This window comes from Mesorhizobium humile (genome assembly GCF_033977215.1).
Taxonomy (GTDB): Bacteria; Pseudomonadota; Alphaproteobacteria; order Rhizobiales; family Rhizobiaceae; genus Mesorhizobium; species Mesorhizobium humile.
In genome coordinates this window covers 79,447-99,140 of the sequence record NZ_JAVIIV010000024.1, presented here as the reverse complement: position 1 = coordinate 99,140, position 19,694 = coordinate 79,447, and the positions used below count along the sequence as shown (strand labels likewise).

The window sequence follows — 19,694 nt, the reverse complement described above, 5'->3', positions numbered from 1 at the left end:
CAGGTAACGGCATGGATTCCAGGGTCTGCGCGCGTCGCTTCGCTCCTTGCTCCGCCCTGGAATGACGAGGTCCAGGAGCCTTCAGCTCATCGCCAGCGTTTGCGCCGACTACCCCAACGGATGCTGATAGCCTTGCCCGACAAGGTGATCGCCTACAGCGCCGGCCGCCGATCCTTCCACGGCACGGCGTCTTCCAGCTGCGATGACAGTGCCAGCACCGTCGCCTCGTCGCCGTACCGGCCAACGAGCTGCACGCCGATCGGCACGCCGCCGGCCGACTGCCCGAGCGGCAATGAGATCGCCGGCAGGCCGGAGATGTTGAATGGGAAGTTGAAGACCGCGTCGCCCCATTTGGCATTGTAGCGATCGAGATCGGTTTCCGACATGTCGTAATAGCCGAGCGGGCGCGGCAACTGCGTCAGCGTCGGGGTGATGAAGATGTCATAGGGGTTGAGGTCACTGACGATGTCGCGGCCGATCAGCCTCAACTGCTCGACATCGGAAATATGCTTGATGCCGCTGGTCGCGCGGCCGCGCTGGATGATCGCCCAGGTCAACGGTTCGACATCGTTCGGCGTGACGGGGCGGCCAACCAGCGTTTCGAGGAAGCCGAAGGTGGCGGCTGTCTGCACGTTGGTCATGTCAGTGTAGGTTTTCCACGCGGCATCGGCGTCGAGCGGCATGTCGTGCTCCTCGATGGCGTGGCCGAGCCGTTCGAGCGCGGCGACCGTGGAGAGCACGGTCGCCTTGACATCAGGATCGATCGCCGTGCCGTTGGGCGGCGTGACAGTATAGCCGATGCGCAGTTTCTTCGGCGCTCGCGCGGAAAGGCCGAGCCAGCTGTCCGCAGGAACCGGCGGCGTGTAGGCGTCGCCGGGCAGGGCGCCGGCCACCGCGTCGAGATAGGCGGCGGTGTCGCGCACGGTGCGCGAGCAGCAGAGGAAATAGGCGCCGCCATACCAATAGTCGCCGAAGGGGGCCAGGCTGACGCGGCCGCGCGACGGCTTCAGGCCGACAATGCCGCAGCAGGAAGCCGGCACGCGGATCGAGCCGGCGCCGTCGCTGGCTTCGGCGATCGGCACCATGCGCGAGGCGATCGCGGCCGCGGCGCCGCCGCTCGAGCCGCCCGGCGTGATGCCTTGCTTCCACGGGTTCTTGGTCGCGCCGTAGAGTTTTGGCTCGGTGGTGATCGACCAGCCGTTTTCCGGCGCGTTGGATTTGCCGACGAGGACGAGCCCGGCGGCCTTGATGCGGCGCACGACTTCGCTGTCGGAATCGGCGACGAAATCCTTGAGGTAGCGGCAGGAATTGGTGAGGGGCGCGCCGGTCCAGGACGAGGCGAGCTCCTTGAGCAGATAGGGGACGCCGGCGAAGCGCGCATCCCTGTCTACCGTCGTGGCCTGGGCGCGCGCCATGTCGTAGAGGCGATGGATGACGGCATTGAGCTGTGGGTTGAGGCGTTCGATCGTGGTGATCGCCGCTTCGACAAGCTCGGCCGGGGAAACCTCGCCGCGCTTCACCAGTCCGGCGAGTGCCAGCGCGTCGGACTGGGTGTAGGTTTCGAGCAAGCTCTTCGAGATCGCGGCCATGTGTTCCTCCCACTTGGTGGTGCCGTCAGCTGAGAACTGGCTCGGACTCACCCTCACCCAGCCTCCGCTTCGCTAGGCTGACCTCTCCCCGGTGGGGAGAGGAGATTTTCGGCGCCGGCGCCAATCTCTTCTCCCCGCCGGGGAGAAGGTGGCCGCGAAGCGGCCGGATGAGGGGGCTTGGCGCTGTCCTCAGGCCAGCTCGACGGTGCGCTTTTCCGCGATGCTCTGTTCGGCCGCCAGCACGATGCGCAGGCTGTTGACCGCGGCATCCATCTGCTCGGTCAAATCGAGGTCCTCGCGGATGGCGCGCAGGAAGAAGGCCTGCTCACGGTCGCAAAGTTCCTGATGTCCAGGCTCGTCCTCCATGCTGACGATCTCGTCGGGCTTGGAGAAGTTCTTCTCGCCGTCGACCTGCGCATAATGGATCTTCAGCGCGTCGGTCTTGGTATGGCGGTCGATGTCGGCGGAATCGGACACCTCCTCGGCATCCTTGGCGCCGCTGCCCGACTGGCCGGCGACGATCGAGACGGCGCCCTTGGGGCCAACCACGTCCTTCACGAAATAGGCTGTCTCGCTCATCATCGGGCCCCAGCCCGCCTCGTACCAGCCGACCGAGCCGTCATCGAAGGTGACGTGCAGATGGCCGTAGTTCTGCTTGTCGGCCTCGGCCCACAGTTTAGCGCCGATGCCGTGCACGCGCACCGGCTTGGCGCCGGTCAGCTGGCACATGACGTCGACATAGTGCACGCCGCAGTCGACGATCGGGATCAGCGAGTCGATCAGGTTCTTGTGCCAGTGCCAGGCGGTGCCGCTGCTCTGCTGGTTGAGGTTGAGGCGCATCACCAGCGGCTTGCCGAGCGTCTTGCCGACCTCGATGAATTTGATCCAGGACGGGTGGACGCGCAGGATGTAGCCCAGCACCAGCTTGCGGTTCTTCGCCCGCGCCGCGGCCACCACCTTTTCGGCATCTGCGATGTTGGTGGCCAAGGGCTTTTCCATGAAGACATGGCAGTTGGCGGCGATCGCCTTCAGCGCGTATTCGGCATGCGTGTTCGGCCAGCTGTTGATCGAGACCGCGTCGGGCCTGGTCTCTCTAAGCGCCAGGTCGAAGTCCTCGTAGAGCGAGTAGCCGGCGAGTTCTTTCGGGATCTTCTTGTTGCTCTTGATCGAGCGGCTCATGATGCCGACGATCTCGAAGCCGTCGGAGCGGTGATAGGCGCTGGCATGCGAAGCGCCCATATTGCCCAGACCAACCACCAGAATTTTCACTTTGTCGGCCATGTCGACCTCCCATGCTCTTCGGAAGATGATGTGGGCGGCGCGATGCGCCGCCTGACACTTATTGCGCCAGCTTACTTCACGGCCGAGTCGAACAAGTGCGCCTTGATCTTGTCGACGTCGAGCGCGGCAAAGCCTTCCGACAGTTTGACGCCGTCGGCATCGGCCTTGACCTTGGCCTTGTCGAAGTCGTTGGCGGCCGGGATGAGGTCGTTGGTGCAGACGTCCTCGGCCTTCACCGGCGCGGTGATCTGGCCGATCTTGAGGATCTCGTCGAAGAAGCCCTGCCAGCTCGCCATGTCGTGCGAGCCCCAGCCGCCGCGCTTGTCCATATCGCCGCGGAAGACGTTGATCTGCTGTAGGATCGACGTCGTGCCGAGCTCCGGGCCGAGGTTCTTGGCCAAGGTCGGGAACTGCTCGAACACGGCCTCGACCGCGGCGCGCGGGTTCTGGTAGCCGAATTCGAGGCCCATCGCCCAGCCGCGCAGGTACTTCTCGAGGAAGGCCTTCTTGTCGGCGTCCTCGAGGTCGGCGGCGCGCACGACGAAGGTGTTGGCCGGCAGCTTGGAGTTCTTGACGCCGAGCCAGTATTCGAAGTCGAGGCCCTTGGCGATCCATTCGGCGCGCAGCCCCTCCCAGGAGAGCGCGGCATCGCCCTGGCCGCCGGCGAGCGCGGTGCCCCAGGTCGGCCAGCCGGCCTCGACATATTTCACCTTCTTGATGTCGACGCCTTGGGCGGCCAGCAGCGGATCGGTGATCGCCTGCCAGGCGGCGGAACCGAGCAGGATGGTCTTGCCCTCTAGCTTTTTCAGATCGTTCGATCCCTCGCCCTTGCGGAAGGCGAGGCTGAAGGTGTCGCGCGCACCCATGTGAAAGACGGACTTCAGCTTCATGCCGTTCTGGATGGCGAAGGAGAAGACGCCGGGCGAGGGGAAGCCCATGTCGGCCTGGCCGACATCGACGAACTTCACCGTCGCAGTGCCGTCCGACGGGCCCGGCTGCATGTCTGTGTTAAGGTCGCCGAAATAGCCGGCCTTCTTGGCCGACCAGTAGGGATAGTCGTCCAACACTTCGAGCGTGCCGCGCGGGGAGATCCAGGTAAACTTCTCATAGCCCGCCGCCCTGGCTTTCAGGCCGGACGCTCCGAGCGCGGTGGCGGTCACGACGCCTGCCGCCGTCACCTGCAGGAAGTAGCGGCGGCTGATGCCGGCCGGAACGTTGGAATGGATCGGATTGTCGTTGGTCATGGCACTCCCCTTTTGTTGATTGCTTGCCTTCGCCCGCCTCCCGGGCGACTTCATCCTTTCGCGCTCACGTCTCCCAGCTCGCCCATTTCTTGCCGATCAGGAAGAACAGCACGTAGATCAGGATGCCGAGTGTCGAGAGGATCAGCACCACCGCGAAGAATTGCGGCATCTGGATCATCGACGAATAGGAGGTGAGCCGGTTGCCGAGGCCGAAGCCGCCGCCGACCATCTCGGCGCCGACGGCGGTGAGCAGGCCGAAGATCGCGCCGATCATCAGGCCGACCAGGATCATGGGCAGCGCCATCGGCGCACGGATCTTCCAGAAGATCTGCAAGGTGCTGGCGCCATAGGAGCGGGCCAATGCGATCTTGGCGCTGTCGACTCGGCGGAAGCCGGTCGCGGCATTGATCATCACCATTGGGCCGGCGGCCAGGGCCACGGCGATGATGCGCGGCGTGTAGCCGAAGCCGAAGCGCAGGATGAGCAGTGGCACCAACGCCAGCATCGGCGTGGTGACGAGGATCAGGATATACGGCGCGACGATCTTTTCGGCGAAGGGGAACTGGGTGATCACCGCCGCCATCACCAGGCCGACAATGGCGCCGATGGCGAAGCCTGAGACGAGCTCGACCAGCGTATAACCGAGATGCGGCGCGATCAGCGGGAACTCGTCGAACAAGGCATAGGCGATCGAGCTCGGCGGCGGCATGATGTATTGCGGCACGTGGAAGATGCGCAGCGCCAGCTCGATGCCGCCGATGATCACCACGGCGACGGCGAGGATCGCCGCCACCTCGGCGCCGGACTTGATGCCGGGGCCGCTGGCGAAGGCCGAAAGATTGGTCAGGCTGACGTCCTGCCCGTCTCCCGATTTGGCCTTCGAGAATTCCGGAATGGCGTCGCCTCCGCTCACGGCCTGATCCTCACGATTTCGGCCGACGGCCGTTCCGGTGCGATCGGCCGGACGCGCTCGCCGACAATGTCCATCTTGATCTTGTTGGTGAGGTCGAAGACTTCCTTCGTCGCCATGATCTCCAGCGAGCGCGGCCGCGGAAACGGCACGTCGTAGACCTTGGCGACGCGGCCCGGCCTTGTCGTCAGCACCACCACGCGGTCGGAGAGGAAGATCGCTTCCTCGATGCTGTGGGTGATGAAGACGATGGTGGTCTTGGTGTCGAGCCAGATCTCCTCGACGAGGCGGTTCATCTCTTCGCGGGTGAAGCTGTCGAGCGCGCCGAAGGGCTCGTCCATCAAGAGCACCGAAGGTTTCAGCGCCAGCGCGCGCACGATCGCGGCGCGCTGCTGCATGCCGCCGGAAAGCTCGCGCGGGAACTTGCCGCCGAAGCCATCGAGCCCGACGCGGTTGAGCAGATGCGCGATCCAGGCGCGGTCGGGTTTCTCGCCCTTGATCTCGAAGGGGAAGTTGATGTTGGCGTCGAGATTGCGCCAGGGCAAAAGGTTCGCCTCCTGGAAGACGATGCCGATCTCGGGGCGCGGGCCGGTGATCTCCTTGCCGTCGAGCAGGATCGCGCCCGCGGTCAGGCGATGCAGGCCCGACATCGACCACAACAGCGTGGTCTTGCCGCAACCGGAGGGGCCGACGATCGAGACGATCTCGTTGGGCTGAATATCCAGGCTGCAGCGGTCCAGCGCCAGAAGATCGCCGGAGGCCGTTTGATAGACCTTGGTCGCTGCCTGCACGCCGAGCTTCGGCGTTCTTGCGCTTGCCGTACTCATGCTCCCCCTCGGAGACTGCGCGATGTGTTGCCGAGGCCCCATCTGTCCGCAAAATCAGTCTGTAACTATCCTACTTTACTGTCAAGCGGCGGCGAAGAACGGAAGCAATCAGCTTCAATCAGTCTTTATTTAAGTGTATGATTTATCGATCTTTTATGATCGCTTGCGATGTGTGTTACTTTCCTACATACTCGCTTCGGTTGATTGCCTATGGCCAGCGGGCGGATAATCGCGAAGATGATAGGTCCCGAAGCGGGCTGGGGAGGACTGGCCAATGACCGAAGCTGACAGCCAGACGTTGCGAACGACCGACGAGGACGGCGACCGACACGACCATGTCCGGCGCTTTCCCGATATCATCTCGCAGGTGAAGGACAGCTATGCGGAACTGCGGCCGGCCGAGCGCCGCGTCGCCGATGTCGTGCTCGACGATGTCAAATATGCAGTCGGCGCTTCCAACGCCGCGCTTGCCCAGCGCGCAGGGGTCAGCGAGCCGACGGTCACCCGCTTCTGCCGCGCCATCGGCTGCGACGGCGTGCGCGATTTCAAGCTGAAACTGGCGCAGAGCCTCGTCGTCGGCGCGCTCTATCTCAGCACCAAGCCACAGCCCGCGAACAGCGACAGCGGCATGCCGTTCTGGAACGCGGTGTTCGGCGAGGCGCGGCGCGCGCTGCAGGAGGCGGAGCGGCAGATCGATCCGGGACAGCTGCAGAAGGCGGCGGAACTGATCGCCAAGGCGCGGCAGGTGACGGTGTTCGGCCTCGGCGGCAGCTCGTCGGCGCTGGCGCAAGAGACACAATACCGCCTGTTCCGCTACGGCATCACGATCAGCGCGCAATGCGATCCGTATCTGATGCGCATGACTGCCTCGACGCTGAAGCCTGGCGACCTGGTGATCGCGATTTCGGCAACCGGCCGTACCCGGGAAGTGATCGAAGCGGTGGAGCTCGCCAAGCATTACCGCGCCAACGCGATCTGCGTGACGGCGCCCGACACCGAGCTGACGCGCGTCTGCGACGTGCGACTGACGATGGCTGTTCCCGAATATCCCGACACGTTGAAGCCGACGGCGTCGCGCTATGCTTTCCTGGCGGCCATCGACCTTCTGGCGGTGGCGACCGCCTACAGGATCGACGGCCCGGCGCGCGAGACGGTGCGCCGGATCAAGTACAACGCCCAGATTCATCGGACAGGTAAGGAGATGGAGCCGCTGGGAGATTAGCGACTATCCCTTCTCCCCTTGCGGGAGAAGGTGGCCTCGCGAAGCGAGGTCGGATGAGGGGTGTTCCAGGGAAAGCCGGCGTCTCACTCCGCTGGAGCACCCCTCATCCGTCTCGGCGCTGACGCGCCGATCCACCTTCTCCCACAAGGGGAGAAGGGGAGGACCGGCCACCGGCTTCGATAAAAATTCGAACAGAGAGGAAAAAAATGCTCGACATCGCACCATCGCAACAGGCGGCAACCTGGCTCGGCTCGTTCGGTCGCACGCTAGAGGCCGGCGATATCGAGGCGGCGACGAACCTCTTCGCGGAGGATTGCTACTGGCGCGATCTTTTGACCTTCACATGGAACATCAAGACCATGGAGGGGCAGGCCGCGATCCGCGAGATGCTGAAGGCCACGCTCCATCTAGCGTGGCCGTCGCACTGGCATCTCTCCGGGGAGCCAGGCGTTGACGACGGCACCGTCGAGGCCTGGTTCACCTTCGAGACGACGGTGGCGCGGGGCGAGGGCATCCTGCGGCTCAAGGATGGCCGCTGCCGCACGCTGTTCACGGCGATGAGCGAGCTCAAGGGTTTCGAAGAGCAGAAGGGACCTGCGCGGCCGCTCGGCATCCGCCACAAGGCCGACCCCAAGCGCGAGACCTGGGCGGAAGCACGAGCGCGCGAGGCGCGCGATCTCGGCGTTCATGAGCAGCCCTACTGCCTGGTGATCGGCGGCGGGCAGGGTGGCATCATGCTGGGCGCCCGGTTGCGGCAGCTCGGCGTGCCTGCGCTGGTCATCGAGAAGAATGCGCGCGCCGGCGATTCCTGGCGCAACCGCTATCGCTCGCTCGTGCTGCACGACCCGGTCTGGTACGACCATCTGCCCTATGTTCCGTTTCCGGAAAACTGGCCGGTCTTTACGCCCAAGGACAAGATGGGCGACTGGCTGGAAATGTATACCCGCGTCATGGAGCTGAACTATTGGGTGGCCACCAAATGCATCAGCGCCGCCTATGACGAGGCCGAGAAGATCTGGACCGTCGTGGTCGATCGCGTCGGCCAGCGCATCACGCTGAAGCCGAAGCACATCGTCTTCGCCACCGGCGCCTATGGTCCGCCGCGGCAGATCGAATTGCCGGGAGCAGAAAGCTTCAAGGGCGAGCTTCTGCATTCGAGCCAGTATTCCACCGGCGAGAAGTTCCGCGGCAAGCGCGTCGCGGTGATCGGTGCTGCAAGCTCGGGGCACGATGTCAGCGTCGATCTGTGGGAAGCGGGCGCCAAGGTCACCATGGTCCAGCGCTCGCCGACGACCGTGGTGAAATCCGACACGCTGATGGATGTCGGCTTCGAGATATTCTCGGAAAAGGCGCTGGCGCGCGGCATCACCACCGACAAGGCCGACATGATCGTCGCCTCCACGCCCTTCGCGCTGGTGCCGAAGGGCCAGCGCGCGCTCTATGACGTCATCCGGGCGCGCGACGCGGATTTCTACCAGCGCCTCAGCGACAGCGGCTTCGCCATCGACTTCGGCGAGGACGAGACCGGGCTGTTGATGAAGGCCTACCGCACCGGCTCAGGCTACTACATCGATGTCGGCGCCTGCGAGCTGATCCTGAACGGCGAGATCAAGGTGAAGGGCGGCATCGGCATCAAATCGCTAACGCCGAGCGGCATCCTGTTCGAGGACGGCAGCGAACTGGAAGTCGATGCGATCGTCTGCTGCACCGGCTACCAGTCGATGAACGAGACGGTGGCTGCGATTGTCTCGCGCGAGGTCGCCGACAAGGTCGGCCCGTGCTGGGGCCTCGGCTCCGGCGTGAAGGGCGACCCGGGGCCGTGGCAGGGCGAGTTGCGCAACATGTGGAAGCCAACGGCGCAGGAAGCGCTGTGGTTCCACGGCGGCAATCTGGCGCTGTCGAGGTTCTACTCGAAATATGTGGCGCTGCAGCTCAAGGCGCGGATGGAAGGGATTGCGACGCCTGTCTATGGGGAGGCGAGTAATTCGAGGCGGTGAAGCTGCGATCTCCCACGAGGGGGGAGATTAGCCAATCACCTGCCAAAATGCCTGGCCGCCACATCCACATGCGTATGATGGGCATGCGCCTCGAAGCGCTCGGTCTCATTGTGGTCGGGCGCGTCGTTCGGCCACCATTTGCCGCCGATGACGATGCCGTTGGACACAAGCCGCTGATCCGCGACCAATGACGCTCCGACGGCGTCGACGAAGGTGAAGCGGCCGGGCTGCAACTTCAGCACCGCGACGTCACCTATGCCGCCGACCTTCAGCGTGCCGAGCTCCGGCCTGGCAATCGCCTGCGCGGGATTCACGGTCGCGGCGCGCAGCACCTCTACCAGCGGCATCCCGAGCGCCATCAGCTTCGACATGCAGACCAGGATGTCGAAGGCCGGGCCGTCGACGCAGTAGAGGTGCACGTCGCTGGAGATGACGTCGGGCGCCAGGCCCTCGGCGAGCATCGCCTTCGCCACCTCGAAGTCGAAGGAACCCATGCCGTGGCCGATGTCGAAGATGACGCCGCGCTCGCGCGCCAGCCGCATGTCCGGCCGCACCGCGCCGGAGGCGAAGACCGGCGCATTGGGGAACGGCCGGAAGCAGTGGGTCAGGATGTCGCCGCGCCGCAGCCTGGGCAGCACTTCCGAACGGCCGGGCGGCGGCTCGTCGATATGCGCCATCAGCGGCAGGCCGACCTTGTCGGCGGCTTCGAGCGCGAGGTCGACCGGCGCGATGCCGCTCAAGCCGCCGGCATGCTTGCCGGAGCGCACCTTGACGCCGACGACGATATCGGCGTGTTCGCGCACCGCGGCAACCGTCTCGCGCGGTTCGCAAAGCCTGAGGTCGCTGCATTCGCCGACGGACACGGTCTTGGCGAAGCCAAATATGCCGGCGAAGGAGATGTTGACGTAAGCGAGGATGCGGACCTTCGAGCGTTCGATGACGTGGCGGCGAAAGCCCAGGAAATTGCCGGCGCCGGCGCTGCCTGCATCGATGAAGGTGGTGGTGCCGCCCTTGGCGGCGAGCCGGTCGGCATCGACGCCGAGCGAGGTTCCGCCCCAGTAGACATGGCTGTGCAGGTCGACGAGGCCGGGCGTGACGATGCAGTCCCTGGCATCGACGACTTCACCAGCCGACTCGGCATCGATGGCGGCGTCGATTGCGGCGACGCGGCCATCCGCGATGGCGACATCGCGCTGCGCGTCGAGGTTCGATGCGGGATCGATGACGCGCCCGCCCTTGATCAGGAGATCGAACTGCATCGGTGCTCTCCCTGCCCTGTGTGTTTGTTTCACGCAATTGCGGACGGAAGGCTACGGCGAAGCCGCCGAACCTAACCGCTAAGCACTTTTCCTGGAATTGCTCCAAGCGATCCGACCGGCGATCAGACCGGCCGATAGGCGACGGCCTCGACCTCGATCTTGATGTCGATCATCAGGCGCGACTCGACCGTGGTGCGCGCCGGCGGATCCTTGGGGAAATGCTTTGCGTAGACGGTGTTGAAGGTTCCGAAATCGCGCGCGTCCTCCAGCCAGACGGTGGTCTTCACCACATCGTCCATGGTGCAGCCGGCGAGCGCCAGCGCCGCCGTGACGTTCTGCAGCACCTGTTCGGTCTGCTCGGCGATGCCGCCCTTCACCACGAGCCCGTCGCTGCCCACCGGCACCTGGCCGGAGATATAGACGAAATCGCCGGCGCGCACGGCGGGCGAGAGCGGAACATGCGATTTTCCGAAACATTGCTTGGGCAAGTGAGCCTCCTCTTGGCGATCGAGCGGGACCGTTGATATAGCCGTCTACGCTTGTCGGCATGATCCTCATAGAGGCAATGTCGGAAAGCAACATTTTTTCGAAATCCATGTTGCTTTATTACAGAAGCCTGAGCATCTTGCGCTCGACGCCGCGTCCGTTCGGTGCACATGTGAGGGGAGATTCAGCATGACCTTCGACAAGAATCCGTTCCCGGAAGGCGATGCCGACCGCCACGCGCTTTGGGAAATGCTGGTGCGGCGCGACATCGATGCCTTCCTCGGTCAGGACTGGCCGATGGTCGAGGACGATTTCATCGCCGAGAGCTTCTTCGGCATGCATGCGCATTTCCTCGCCAATGCCGACGCCTGGCGGCTGCAGTTCCCGAGGCTGGAGGTCTATCGCGACGAATGGCTGCGGCAGGCCAAGGAAACCGCGGCGACCAAATTCGCCGAGCCGCTGCGCGAGGCGCTTTTCCGTGTCACCAACATGCGCGACATCGATGTCGACGGCGACCGCGCGGTGCTGCACAAGAAGTTCGACGGTTCGGTCGCCAAGGCCGATGGCGGCGTCGACCGGCTCAAATGGCAGACGCTCTATTTCTGCCGCAAGGTCGGCGGACGCTGGAAGATCGCCGGTTTCGTCGGTTATATGCCGCATCCATTGGGCAGCTAAATCTGTTGAGATTCAGGCCTGAATCTTAACAGATTTAGCGCTCACCACCACCTAGGCCCGCAGGGAAATACCTTCAGAAAGCGGCAACCGCTCGTCCGGCGAGCGATGGTCGAAGACGACGCCCATGGTCTTACCAATTGCGGCCATGACAATCAGCTCCACGAGGTGATCGTCGCTGTCGTCGCAGGCCGGATCGGAGCGGCGGATGGCATCGAGCATGGCGCGCGTCGAGACGGTGTCGCCGGCGCGGAATTTCGAAAGGGCAAACGTTACAAGGTCTTGCACCGTCGACGCAGCAACGGGCATTTCGGCAGCAACGTCCATCGGCCTCCTCCTGCCATGAACCCTGTCCCGGCAAGATGATACCCCAATGGCTGACCGGCGCCACAGAAATGGTGGTCCGACCAGAGTGATTGCCGACAGCCTGCCGCCATTCGCCACATAAGGAGGGACTGACGCCCGCCCGTGGGACGACCTGACCCGCCCATAGGTGTGGAACACCGCCCCAGCCATGCGCGGCCATCCTCGACGCGCCGGACTTCGGTTGATAAGCCCCTTGCGCGCATGGAGGCGTTCTGAGTCGAAATATGACGGTTGCAATCGAGATGGGGCAGACGAGCGCAGGCGCGCCGGCGGGCCTCGACCTTGAGGAACTGCTGGCGACCCGCCTGCTGGTGCAGGGCAATTCGGGCTCCGGCAAGTCGCATCTGCTGCGCCGGCTGCTCGAACAGAGCGCGCCATGGGTGCAGCAGACCATCATCGACCCCGAAGGAGACTTCGTATCTCTGGGTGAGCGCTATGGGCATCTGGTGATCGATGCGGAGGAGCATACCGAGCGCGGCCTGCAGGCGGCGGGCGAGCGGGCGCGCATCCACCGCGTCTCGACGGTGCTCAACCTCGAAGGGCTCGACGCCGAGAACCAGATGCGGCGCGCCGCGGCCTTCCTTGGCGGGCTGTTCGAGGTGGCGCGCGACCACTGGTATCCGATGCTGGTGGTGGTCGACGAGGCGCAGCTCTTCGCGCCCGCCGCCGCCGGCGAGGTTTCGGACGAAGCGCGCAAGCTCTCGCTCGGCGCCATGACCAATCTGATGTGCCGCGGCCGCAAGCGCGGGCTTGCCGGCATCATCGCGACGCAGCGGCTGGCGAAGCTCGCCAAGAACGTCGCGGCGGAAGCCTCCAACTTCCTGATGGGCCGCACCTTCCTCGACATCGACATGGCGCGCGCGGCCGACCTGCTCGGCATGGAGCGGCGCCAGGCCGAAGCTTTCCGCGACCTGGAGCGGGGGCACTTCATGGCGCTTGGGCCCGCCTTGTCGCGCCGTCCGCTCAGCCTGCGCATCGGCCAGACCGAAACCAGCCCGCGCAACGGCACGCCGCGGCTGATGCCGCTGCCGGAAGCGATGCTGGAGGATGCGCGCTCGATCATCCTCGCGGCACCGCCGCCGGAGACGGTCAGGCCGCAGCGGCGGCCTTCGCCCGACCTGCTCGACCAACTGATGGCGGCCAAGGCCGCGCCTCTCGACATCCGCCCCGAGCCGGCGGAGCCGCAGCCCAGCGCCGAGGACCTCGCCGAGCGGCGCGAGCGGATGGACCGCATCCTGCGCGCCATCCTGGCCGAGCCGGATGCCGGGTTCCGTGTCATCGGCGTGCTCTACCAGGAATTCGTGGTCCGCTGCCGCATCGAAGGGCTGGCCTCGGTGGTGCCCGATCTTTCGGAATTCCGCCGCATGCTGACGCGGGCGCGTGCCGGCGTCGGCTCCGACATGGCCGAGGACGACGCCTGGCGCGACGTGTCCGTGCGCGCTTCGCTGCTGCCCGAGGACATGCAGGGCGTGTTCATGATGATCGCGCGCGCCGCCAAGGAAGGCTGGCCATGCCCGAGCGATGCGGCGATCGCGCGCGCGTATGGCTCGCATTCGCTGCGCCGCGCGCGCCGGCTGCTCGACTATATCGAGGAACAGGGTCTGATCGTCTGCCAGGTCGACGGCACCGGACGGCGCACCGTGACGCTGGTCGAGCTCGCCTGGGCGACGGCGCCCGGCGACCCGAACGCCGTGGACGCGGAGCAGGGTAGTTCGGCGGCCTGACAGCAGGCGGCAGGGTAACTGCGCGGCTGAGGATCAGGCGCTTCAAGCACGTTCTGTCGATCGATGGCTGGGGATCGCATTCACGGCCGCAATGCGATTGTGCGGGCTCCGCGAAGCGGCGGTGCCCGATGGGTTGAGACGACGACGATCCGATCGCCGGAGCGGGCGAGCAGCCGCTCGAGGATGCGCGCTCCCTGCGTATCGTCGAGGTGCTCGGTCGGCTCGTCGAGCAGCATGAGCGGCTTGGTCGACAGCCAGGCGCGGGCGAGATTGATGCGCTGCACCTCGCCGAGCGAGAACCTGTCCTGCCTGATCCAGGCGTCCAGCCCGCCGGCCTCGCGGATACGACCGTCCATCTCGACGGCTTCCAGCGCCTGCCAGAGTGCCGCGTCCGGGACGTCGCCGGCGAAGAGATTGGCGCGGACGGTGTCTTCGAGGATGACCGCGTCGTGCAGGACGAGCGCTGCTTGCGCCCGACGCTCGCTCGCCGACAGGATGCAGTCGCCGGCGGCAAGGGCATCGTCGCCGATCCAGCCGGCGATCTGCTTGAGCAGGCTGGTCTTGCCCGAGCCGCTTGCCCCTACCAGCATCGTTGGCTGACCCGTTCCGAAAAGCAGGGAGATGGGCGCCCCGATCGCCCGGCCGTCAGGTGCTCGGCGCTGCATCGCGCCGTGCCGCAGCAGGCCGGGCTTGATGTCATCCGGCGCGAATTCGCGTCTGTCGGCCGTGGCGCCGCGCGTCCATTGGCCGATCTCGGCGCCGGCGGCGTTGCGGCGAAGCACGGCAACCAGCATGCGCGACGCGCCATTCATGGCTTCGCCCAGCGCCAGCCAGGAGAAGGCGAGCAGCATGGGCAGAAGAAGCTCGCTGCCCTGCCTGCCGGCATGCCATGCGGCCGCCATCACGCTGATGCCGGCAACCGGACCGAAGGCCGCCGCGATCATGTCGAGCAGGGCCTGCAACCGGCGAAGCGCAAGCAGCGCACCATCGGCGCGGGAGAGCGCGGCGAGGGCTTCGGCGCGTTCGCGGCTCCAAGCGCCTTCCGCCTTCAGCGGGATGGCTGACGCCATGGCCGCGCCAAGCCTGCCTGCGCCCCCGCGGCGCAGCGACCTGGTCTCGCCCCATGCCATGGCGCCAGCCTTGGCCACCCGGTTCCCCGCGAGCAGGATGGCAAGCAGCAAAAGGGTGATCGGCAGCAGGGACAAAGGCGCCAGCACCGCCGAGCCCGCGATCAGGACGACAAGGCCGCAGCCAAGCGTCAGCGCCGGCAGCCCGGCGCGCAGCCTGGCGTAGTCGAGGTCCTCGACGTCGTCGAGATAGTCGGCGAGGCGCGCATCGTCGCCGAGCTGCCATCCGGCCCGGCGCACGGCCGGCGCCGCCGCCATGGCGGCGAAGAGCTCGACGCGCCGCGCCACCTGATCGGCGAGCGCTGCCTTATGCCCGGTCAGCCGCTCGCCATAGCGTGCCGCGGTACGGCCGACCGCGAACATCCTGATCACGGCCGCCGGGATGTGGAAGTTGAAGGTGAAGGCGGCGGCGGACAGGCCGGCGATCGCCACCGATCCGAGCAGCCAGGCCGAAACGCCGCCGAGCAATATGGCGCAGGCCAGGGCGGCGAAGGCAAAGCCCGTCGCCAGCCGCCACGACGTCCGGCTCGATGACTGATATGCAGCGCTCATGCCGCCACCTCGACGGTATCGTCGCGGGTGAGATCGACCATGATGTCCGCCGCAGCGGCAAGGTCCCGGTCATGCGTCGCCACAATGACCAGCCGCGTGCCTGAAATCTCAAGCAGCATGCGCCGCACCGCCTCGGCCGTCTCGCGGTCGAGCTTGGCCGTCGGCTCGTCGGCCAGCACGGTTCGTCCACAAAGCTGCGCGCGGGCGACCGCGATGCGCAGCCGCTGGCCGCCCGAAAGATTGGCGCCGCCCTTGTCCAGCCTGGCATCGAGGCCACCGGGAAGCAGCGCGTCGTCGAGCAGCCCGATCGCGCGGGCGGCATCCTCCAGCCGGATCCGGTCCGGCGCGCCGGCATTCCACGAAATGGCCCCGGCCAGCGTTCCTTCGGGCACATAGGCGTCCGTTGAAACCCAGGCGATCTCCTTGGCGGCCAATAGATGGGCGCCCGGTTCGAGGCCGGCGAGGCGGCGCAGCAAGGTCGATTTCCCTGACCCGCTGGGACCGACAACGGCGACGAGGCCGTGCGCCGGCAGCGTCAGGCGCAACCGGTCGAGCACCGGCAAGGACTTCGCTGCGACCGGCTCGGCGTCGAGCAGCCGGTCCAATGCCGCGGCCGCCGCCAGTCCTTCGGCCTTGGCATGGTACTGCTCGGAGAAGCGCCGGAACGGCGCGAAATATTCCGGCGCGATCATCAGGATGAACAGGCTCTGCCAGAGTTCGAGATTGGAGAAGCCGGGGATCGTCGCGAGCTTCAGGTGCCCGAGACCGAGAAAGACGGCCAGGATCGCGATCGAGAGCGAGGCGAAGAAATCGATGATGCCGGCATTGGCGAAAGCGATCCGCAGTACGCCCATCGTGTTGCCCGCATAGGCTTCGAGGCGTTGGGCGAGCTTTGCCTCTTCGCTGGCCATCGCATGATTGGCAAGGATCGTGGGCAAGGTGCGGATACGGTCGGCGAACTGGCCGGCCAGCCGGCCGAAGGCGCGTTCCTGGGCGTCGGCGCGCCGGCGGATGGCGTCGCCTATCAGCGCGAAGAACACGATCATCACCGGCGTCAGGCAGATGACCAGCAGGGCCGCCTGCCATGAGACGAGGAAAAGTGTTGCCACCGCAAGCAGCGGCCCGGCCGCCATCATTGCGCTTGCCGCGCGGTGGCCGACGACAAGGGCGGCGATGGCTTCGGGGTGGCGCTGCATCGACATGATGACGCCGCCGACCGAAAGCGACTGCAGCTGACGCGCCGGCATCTCGTCCAGCCGCTTGCCCGCCAGCTCGCGCAGGCCGATCGACACGGCAGTCTCCCCAGAGGCCTGCGCCCGGTCGGCGACAAACCCGGCGAGGCAGGCTGCCACGAGAAGGGCAATCGTGACCGGGACCAGCCAGGAGGCAACGGGCTGCCCCATGACGAGCCGGCCCACCGCCATGGCCGCCATGGCGGCGAAGCCAAGTCGTAGCGCGGTGCGGGCGATCTGGAGGCCGAGCAGCCGGCGCAAACCTGGCTTTGCCAGTTGTCGGGCCGCGGCGAGCGCGTGGAAACGCCCCACTATCGAGGCGGCTGGATCACGGGCTGGCACGGAAACGGCGGGCGGTCTCATGGCCGGGTTTTTCGCACATGCGGGGAGGAAAGGAATTGATCCAGATCAAGTCCCCGATCTTCGATCGGCGCTATGAGGCGATATCCAGAAGGGATGCTTCCATGTCCGACTTTCTTCTCGTCGACCTGTCGCGGCTGCAGTTCGCGCTGACGGCCCTCTACCATTTCCTGTTTGTGCCTTTGACGCTCGGCCTCTCCATCCTGATCGCCATGATGGAGACCGTCTATGTGATGACCCGCCGGACCATCTGGCGCGACATGACGAAGTTCTGGGGCGTGCTGTTCGGTATCAACTTCGCCCTCGGCGTTGCCACCGGCATCACCATGGAATTCCAGTTCGGCATGAACTGGGCCTACTACTCCCACTATGTCGGCGACGTGTTCGGGGCGCCTCTGGCCATCGAGGGGCTGATGGCCTTCTTCCTCGAGGCCACTTTCGTTGGGCTGTTCTTCTTCGGCTGGGACCGGCTTTCGCCGCGCGCGCATATGATCGTCACCTGGCTGATGGCGCTCGGCACCAATTTCTCGGCGCTGTGGATCCTGATCGCCAATGGCTGGATGCAGAACCCGGTCGGCTCGGCCTTCAATCCGGACACGATGCGCATGGAAGTCACCGACTTCGTGGCGGTGATCTTCAACCCGGTGGCGCAGGCGAAGTTCGTCCACACCGTCTCCGCCGGCTATGTTTGCGCCGCCACTTTCGTGCTCGGCGTATCGGCCTGGTACCTGCTGAGGGGACGCCACGTCCAGCTCGCCAAGCGCTCCTTCGTGATCGCATCGGCCTTCGGCGTGGCATCGGCGCTGTCGGTGATCGTGCTCGGCGACGAGAGCGGCTATGCGCTGACCGACAACCAGAAAATGAAGCTCGCGGCCATCGAGGCCATGTGGGAGACCGAGCCGGCGCCGGCGTCGTTCACGGCGTTCGGCATCCCGAGCCAGAGCGATCGCCAAACGCATTTCGCCATCCACATCCCATGGGTGATGGGCATTATCGGCACGCGCTCGTTCGACAAGCAGATCGCCGGCATCGACGAGCTCGTCGCCCACGCGGAAGTCCGCATCCGCAACGGCATGGTCGCTTATGACGCGCTGGAGAAGGTCAAGGCGGACCGCAACGATACCGCCGCCCGCGCCGCCTTCGACGCCAGCTCCAAGGATCTCGGCTACGCGCTGCTGCTCAAGCGCTACCTGCCCGATCCGCGGCAGGCAACCGAACAGCAGATCAAGGACGCGGCCTGGTCGACGGTGCCTTATGTGCCGCTGCTCTTCTTCGGCTTCCGCCTGATGGTGGCCTGCGGCTTCGCGCTGCTGGCGCTGTTCGCGGTGTCGCTGTGGCACACGACGCGGGAAACCGAAGCGCCGCGCTGGCTGTTCCGCGCCGCGCTCATCGCCATGCCGCTGCCATGGATCGCCATCGAGGTCGGCTGGTTCGTGGCCGAGTTCGGCCGCCAGCCATGGATCATCGACGGTGTGCTGCCGACCTTCCTGGCCACGTCGGAGCTCGGCGTGAGCGACCTCCTGCTCACCATCGCCGGCTTCACGCTCGTCTACGGCGTGCTCGCCGTCATTGAGGTCAGGCTGATGCTGGCCGCCATCCGCAAGGGGCCGGAGGTCGCGAAGGTCATCGATGACCTGCGCCCGAGCGCCGACCCTGCAATGCAACCGGCAGAGTGAAAGGATCACGAGCATGATCGAATTTCTCTTCGACTATGAAACGCTGCGCGTGATCTGGTGGATATTGCTCGGCGTGCTTCTGATCGGCTTCGCCGCGACCGACGGGTTCGACATGGGCGTCGGCGCGCTGCTGCCTTTCGTCGCCAAGACGGACGCCGAGCGGCGCGTGGCGATCAACACCATCGGCCCGGTCTGGGAAGGCAACCAGGTGTGGTTCATCCTCGGCGGCGGCGCCATCTTCGCCGCATGGCCGGCGCTCTACGCGATCAGCTTCTCTGGCTTCTATCTCGCCATGTTCCTGGTGCTTTTGGCGCTGATCATGCGCCCGGTGGCCTTCAAATACCGCTCGAAGCGACCAGACCCCGCCTGGCGCACGCGCTGGGACTGGGCGTTGTTCGTGGGCGGCGCCGTGCCGGCGCTGATCTTCGGCGTCGCCATCGGCAACACGTTGCAGGGTGTCCCGTTCCACTTCACGCCGGACCTGCGCCCGATCTATGAAGGCAGCCTTTTCGGGCTGCTCAATCCGCTGGCGCTCTATTGCGGCCTGGTCTCGCTCGCCATGCTGGTGACGCATGGCGCGGCCTGGCTGACCTTCAAGGCGGAAGGCAGCGTCGCCGACCGCGCCCGCGCCATCGGCGCGCGCTCGGCAATCGTCACGGCGGCGCTCTTTGCCGGCGGCGGCGGGCTGGTCTCGCTCGGCCTGCTCGGCGGCTACCGCGTGACGTCGCCGATCGTCTGGGATGGGCCGTCCAATCCGCTCCTGAAAACGGTGGTGGTTGACGGCGGCGCCTGGCTGGCGAACTTCCATGCCCACCCGCTGCTCTGGATCGTGCCCGGGCTCGGCGTCGCCGCGCCATTGCTTGCCGCCGCCGGTTTCCAGGCGCGGCTCGAAGGGTGGACCTTTATCGCCTCGAAGCTCGGCGTGGCGATGATCATCGCCACGGTAGGCCTGGCAATGTTCCCGATCCTTTTGCCGTCGAGCAGCAATCCCGGCCATTCGCTCGCGGTCTTCGACGCCTCGTCGAGCCGCGCCACGCTGCGCAACATGCTGATCGCCACGGCGATCTTCATGCCGCTGATCCTTGCCTATACGGCCTGGGTCTACAGCGTGCTGTGGGGCAAGGTCGGCGAGAAGAGCATCGAAAAAGCGGGCTCGTCGGCCTACTGATC

Annotated in this window: 16 protein-coding genes; 6 read left to right on the top strand and 10 right to left on the bottom strand. The window is 65.7% G+C overall.

From position 1 onward, the window contains the following. Positions 1-152: 152 nt before the first annotated feature. The 5 genes from RFM52_RS27795 to RFM52_RS27775 form a co-directional block, all read right to left on the bottom strand. Positions 153-1,589: an amidase gene (locus tag RFM52_RS27795; protein ID WP_320296853.1), complete on the bottom strand. Its 1,437-nt coding sequence runs from the start codon at positions 1,587-1,589 to the stop codon at positions 153-155. Positions 1,590-1,778: 189 nt separating this feature from the next. Continuing rightward, positions 1,779-2,870 carry a Gfo/Idh/MocA family protein gene (locus tag RFM52_RS27790; RefSeq protein ID WP_320296852.1) on the bottom strand — a complete coding sequence of 364 codons (1,092 nt, stop codon included), beginning with the start codon at positions 2,868-2,870 and terminating at the stop codon, positions 1,779-1,781. A gap of 71 nt (positions 2,871-2,941) precedes the next feature. Next, entirely contained in the window at positions 2,942-4,114 is a 1,173-nt protein-coding gene (locus tag RFM52_RS27785) for an ABC transporter substrate-binding protein (protein WP_320296851.1), read from the bottom strand. Positions 4,115-4,178: 64 nt separating this feature from the next. Then, positions 4,179-5,027 (bottom strand): ABC transporter permease, encoded by an 849-nt coding sequence (locus RFM52_RS27780; protein ID WP_320296850.1) that lies wholly within the window; start codon positions 5,025-5,027, stop codon positions 4,179-4,181. Beyond that, on the bottom strand, positions 5,024-5,851 hold the full coding sequence (locus RFM52_RS27775; RefSeq protein ID WP_320296849.1) for an ABC transporter ATP-binding protein: 828 nt from the start codon (positions 5,849-5,851) through the stop codon (positions 5,024-5,026). Before RFM52_RS27775 ends, RFM52_RS27780 begins: the two co-directional genes overlap by 4 nt. A 274-nt stretch (positions 5,852-6,125) precedes the next feature. Here RFM52_RS27775 and RFM52_RS27770 point away from each other — a divergent pair, with 274 nt between their 5' ends. Continuing rightward, a complete protein-coding gene (locus RFM52_RS27770) occupies positions 6,126-7,073 on the top strand; it encodes a MurR/RpiR family transcriptional regulator (protein WP_320296848.1) in 948 nt (315 codons plus the stop codon). 206 nt (positions 7,074-7,279) lie between these two features. Further along, complete coding sequence (locus RFM52_RS27765) at positions 7,280-9,070, top strand: NAD(P)/FAD-dependent oxidoreductase (protein ID WP_320296847.1); 1,791 nt, start codon at positions 7,280-7,282, stop codon at positions 9,068-9,070. Positions 9,071-9,105: 35 nt separating this feature from the next. On the opposite strand, the gene RFM52_RS27760 is transcribed toward RFM52_RS27765, so the two are convergent. Then, complete coding sequence (locus tag RFM52_RS27760; protein ID WP_320296846.1) at positions 9,106-10,329, bottom strand: amidohydrolase/deacetylase family metallohydrolase; 1,224 nt, start codon at positions 10,327-10,329, stop codon at positions 9,106-9,108. Positions 10,330-10,451: 122 nt separating this feature from the next. Further along, positions 10,452-10,817 (bottom strand): RidA family protein, encoded by a 366-nt coding sequence (locus RFM52_RS27755; RefSeq protein ID WP_320296845.1) that lies wholly within the window; start codon positions 10,815-10,817, stop codon positions 10,452-10,454. 187 nt (positions 10,818-11,004) lie between these two features. Between RFM52_RS27755 and RFM52_RS27750 the strand changes: the two genes are divergently transcribed. Then, the gene (locus RFM52_RS27750) at positions 11,005-11,490 is read left to right on the top strand and encodes a hypothetical protein (protein ID WP_320296844.1); all 486 of its coding nucleotides are present in this window, start codon (positions 11,005-11,007) and stop codon (positions 11,488-11,490) included. Positions 11,491-11,541: 51 nt separating this feature from the next. On the opposite strand, the gene RFM52_RS27745 is transcribed toward RFM52_RS27750, so the two are convergent. Continuing rightward, entirely contained in the window at positions 11,542-11,814 is a 273-nt protein-coding gene (locus RFM52_RS27745) for a hypothetical protein (protein WP_320296843.1), read from the bottom strand. 263 nt (positions 11,815-12,077) lie between these two features. Here RFM52_RS27745 and RFM52_RS27740 point away from each other — a divergent pair, with 263 nt between their 5' ends. Beyond that, positions 12,078-13,577, top strand: coding sequence for an ATP-binding protein (locus RFM52_RS27740; RefSeq protein ID WP_320296842.1), 1,500 nt, complete (start codon positions 12,078-12,080; stop codon positions 13,575-13,577). Positions 13,578-13,657: 80 nt separating this feature from the next. Here RFM52_RS27740 and RFM52_RS27735 read toward each other — a convergent pair whose 3' ends face one another. Continuing rightward, positions 13,658-15,256 carry an ATP-binding cassette domain-containing protein gene (locus RFM52_RS27735; RefSeq protein ID WP_320296841.1) on the bottom strand — a complete coding sequence of 533 codons (1,599 nt, stop codon included), beginning with the start codon at positions 15,254-15,256 and terminating at the stop codon, positions 13,658-13,660. Next, positions 15,253-16,851 (bottom strand): ATP-binding cassette domain-containing protein, encoded by a 1,599-nt coding sequence (locus RFM52_RS27730; protein WP_320296840.1) that lies wholly within the window; start codon positions 16,849-16,851, stop codon positions 15,253-15,255. The genes RFM52_RS27735 and RFM52_RS27730 overlap by 4 nt, the downstream gene beginning before the upstream one ends. Positions 16,852-16,952: 101 nt before the next feature. Between RFM52_RS27730 and RFM52_RS27725 the strand changes: the two genes are divergently transcribed. Both RFM52_RS27725 and cydB read left to right on the top strand, forming a co-directional pair. Beyond that, on the top strand, positions 16,953-18,524 hold the full coding sequence (locus RFM52_RS27725) for a cytochrome ubiquinol oxidase subunit I (protein ID WP_320296839.1): 1,572 nt from the start codon (positions 16,953-16,955) through the stop codon (positions 18,522-18,524). 13 nt (positions 18,525-18,537) lie between these two features. After that, complete coding sequence (cydB, locus tag RFM52_RS27720; protein ID WP_320296838.1) at positions 18,538-19,692, top strand: cytochrome d ubiquinol oxidase subunit II; 1,155 nt, start codon at positions 18,538-18,540, stop codon at positions 19,690-19,692. Positions 19,693-19,694: the final 2 nt, after the last annotated feature.

Excerpts from the sequence above, each read along its gene's own strand:
- RFM52_RS27775 (WP_320296849.1), bottom strand. The coding sequence starts at position 5,851 with ATGAGTACGGCAAGCGCAAGAACGCCGAAGCTCGGCGTGCAGGCAGCG.
- RFM52_RS27795 (WP_320296853.1), bottom strand. The coding sequence starts at position 1,589 with ATGGCCGCGATCTCGAAGAGCTTGCTCGAAACCTACACCCAGTCCGAC.
- RFM52_RS27770 (WP_320296848.1), top strand. The coding sequence starts at position 6,126 with ATGACCGAAGCTGACAGCCAGACGTTGCGAACGACCGACGAGGACGGC.
- RFM52_RS27725 (WP_320296839.1), top strand. The coding sequence starts at position 16,953 with ATGTCCGACTTTCTTCTCGTCGACCTGTCGCGGCTGCAGTTCGCGCTG.
- RFM52_RS27750 (WP_320296844.1), top strand. The coding sequence starts at position 11,005 with ATGACCTTCGACAAGAATCCGTTCCCGGAAGGCGATGCCGACCGCCAC.
- RFM52_RS27785 (WP_320296851.1), bottom strand. The coding sequence starts at position 4,114 with ATGACCAACGACAATCCGATCCATTCCAACGTTCCGGCCGGCATCAGC.
- RFM52_RS27790 (WP_320296852.1), bottom strand. The coding sequence starts at position 2,870 with ATGGCCGACAAAGTGAAAATTCTGGTGGTTGGTCTGGGCAATATGGGC.
- cydB (WP_320296838.1), top strand. The coding sequence starts at position 18,538 with ATGATCGAATTTCTCTTCGACTATGAAACGCTGCGCGTGATCTGGTGG.
- RFM52_RS27745 (WP_320296843.1), bottom strand. The coding sequence starts at position 11,814 with ATGGACGTTGCTGCCGAAATGCCCGTTGCTGCGTCGACGGTGCAAGAC.
- RFM52_RS27735 (WP_320296841.1), bottom strand. The coding sequence starts at position 15,256 with ATGAGCGCTGCATATCAGTCATCGAGCCGGACGTCGTGGCGGCTGGCG.
- RFM52_RS27765 (WP_320296847.1), top strand. The coding sequence starts at position 7,280 with ATGCTCGACATCGCACCATCGCAACAGGCGGCAACCTGGCTCGGCTCG.
- RFM52_RS27740 (WP_320296842.1), top strand. The coding sequence starts at position 12,078 with ATGACGGTTGCAATCGAGATGGGGCAGACGAGCGCAGGCGCGCCGGCG.
- RFM52_RS27760 (WP_320296846.1), bottom strand. The coding sequence starts at position 10,329 with ATGCAGTTCGATCTCCTGATCAAGGGCGGGCGCGTCATCGATCCCGCA.
- RFM52_RS27730 (WP_320296840.1), bottom strand. The coding sequence starts at position 16,851 with ATGAGACCGCCCGCCGTTTCCGTGCCAGCCCGTGATCCAGCCGCCTCG.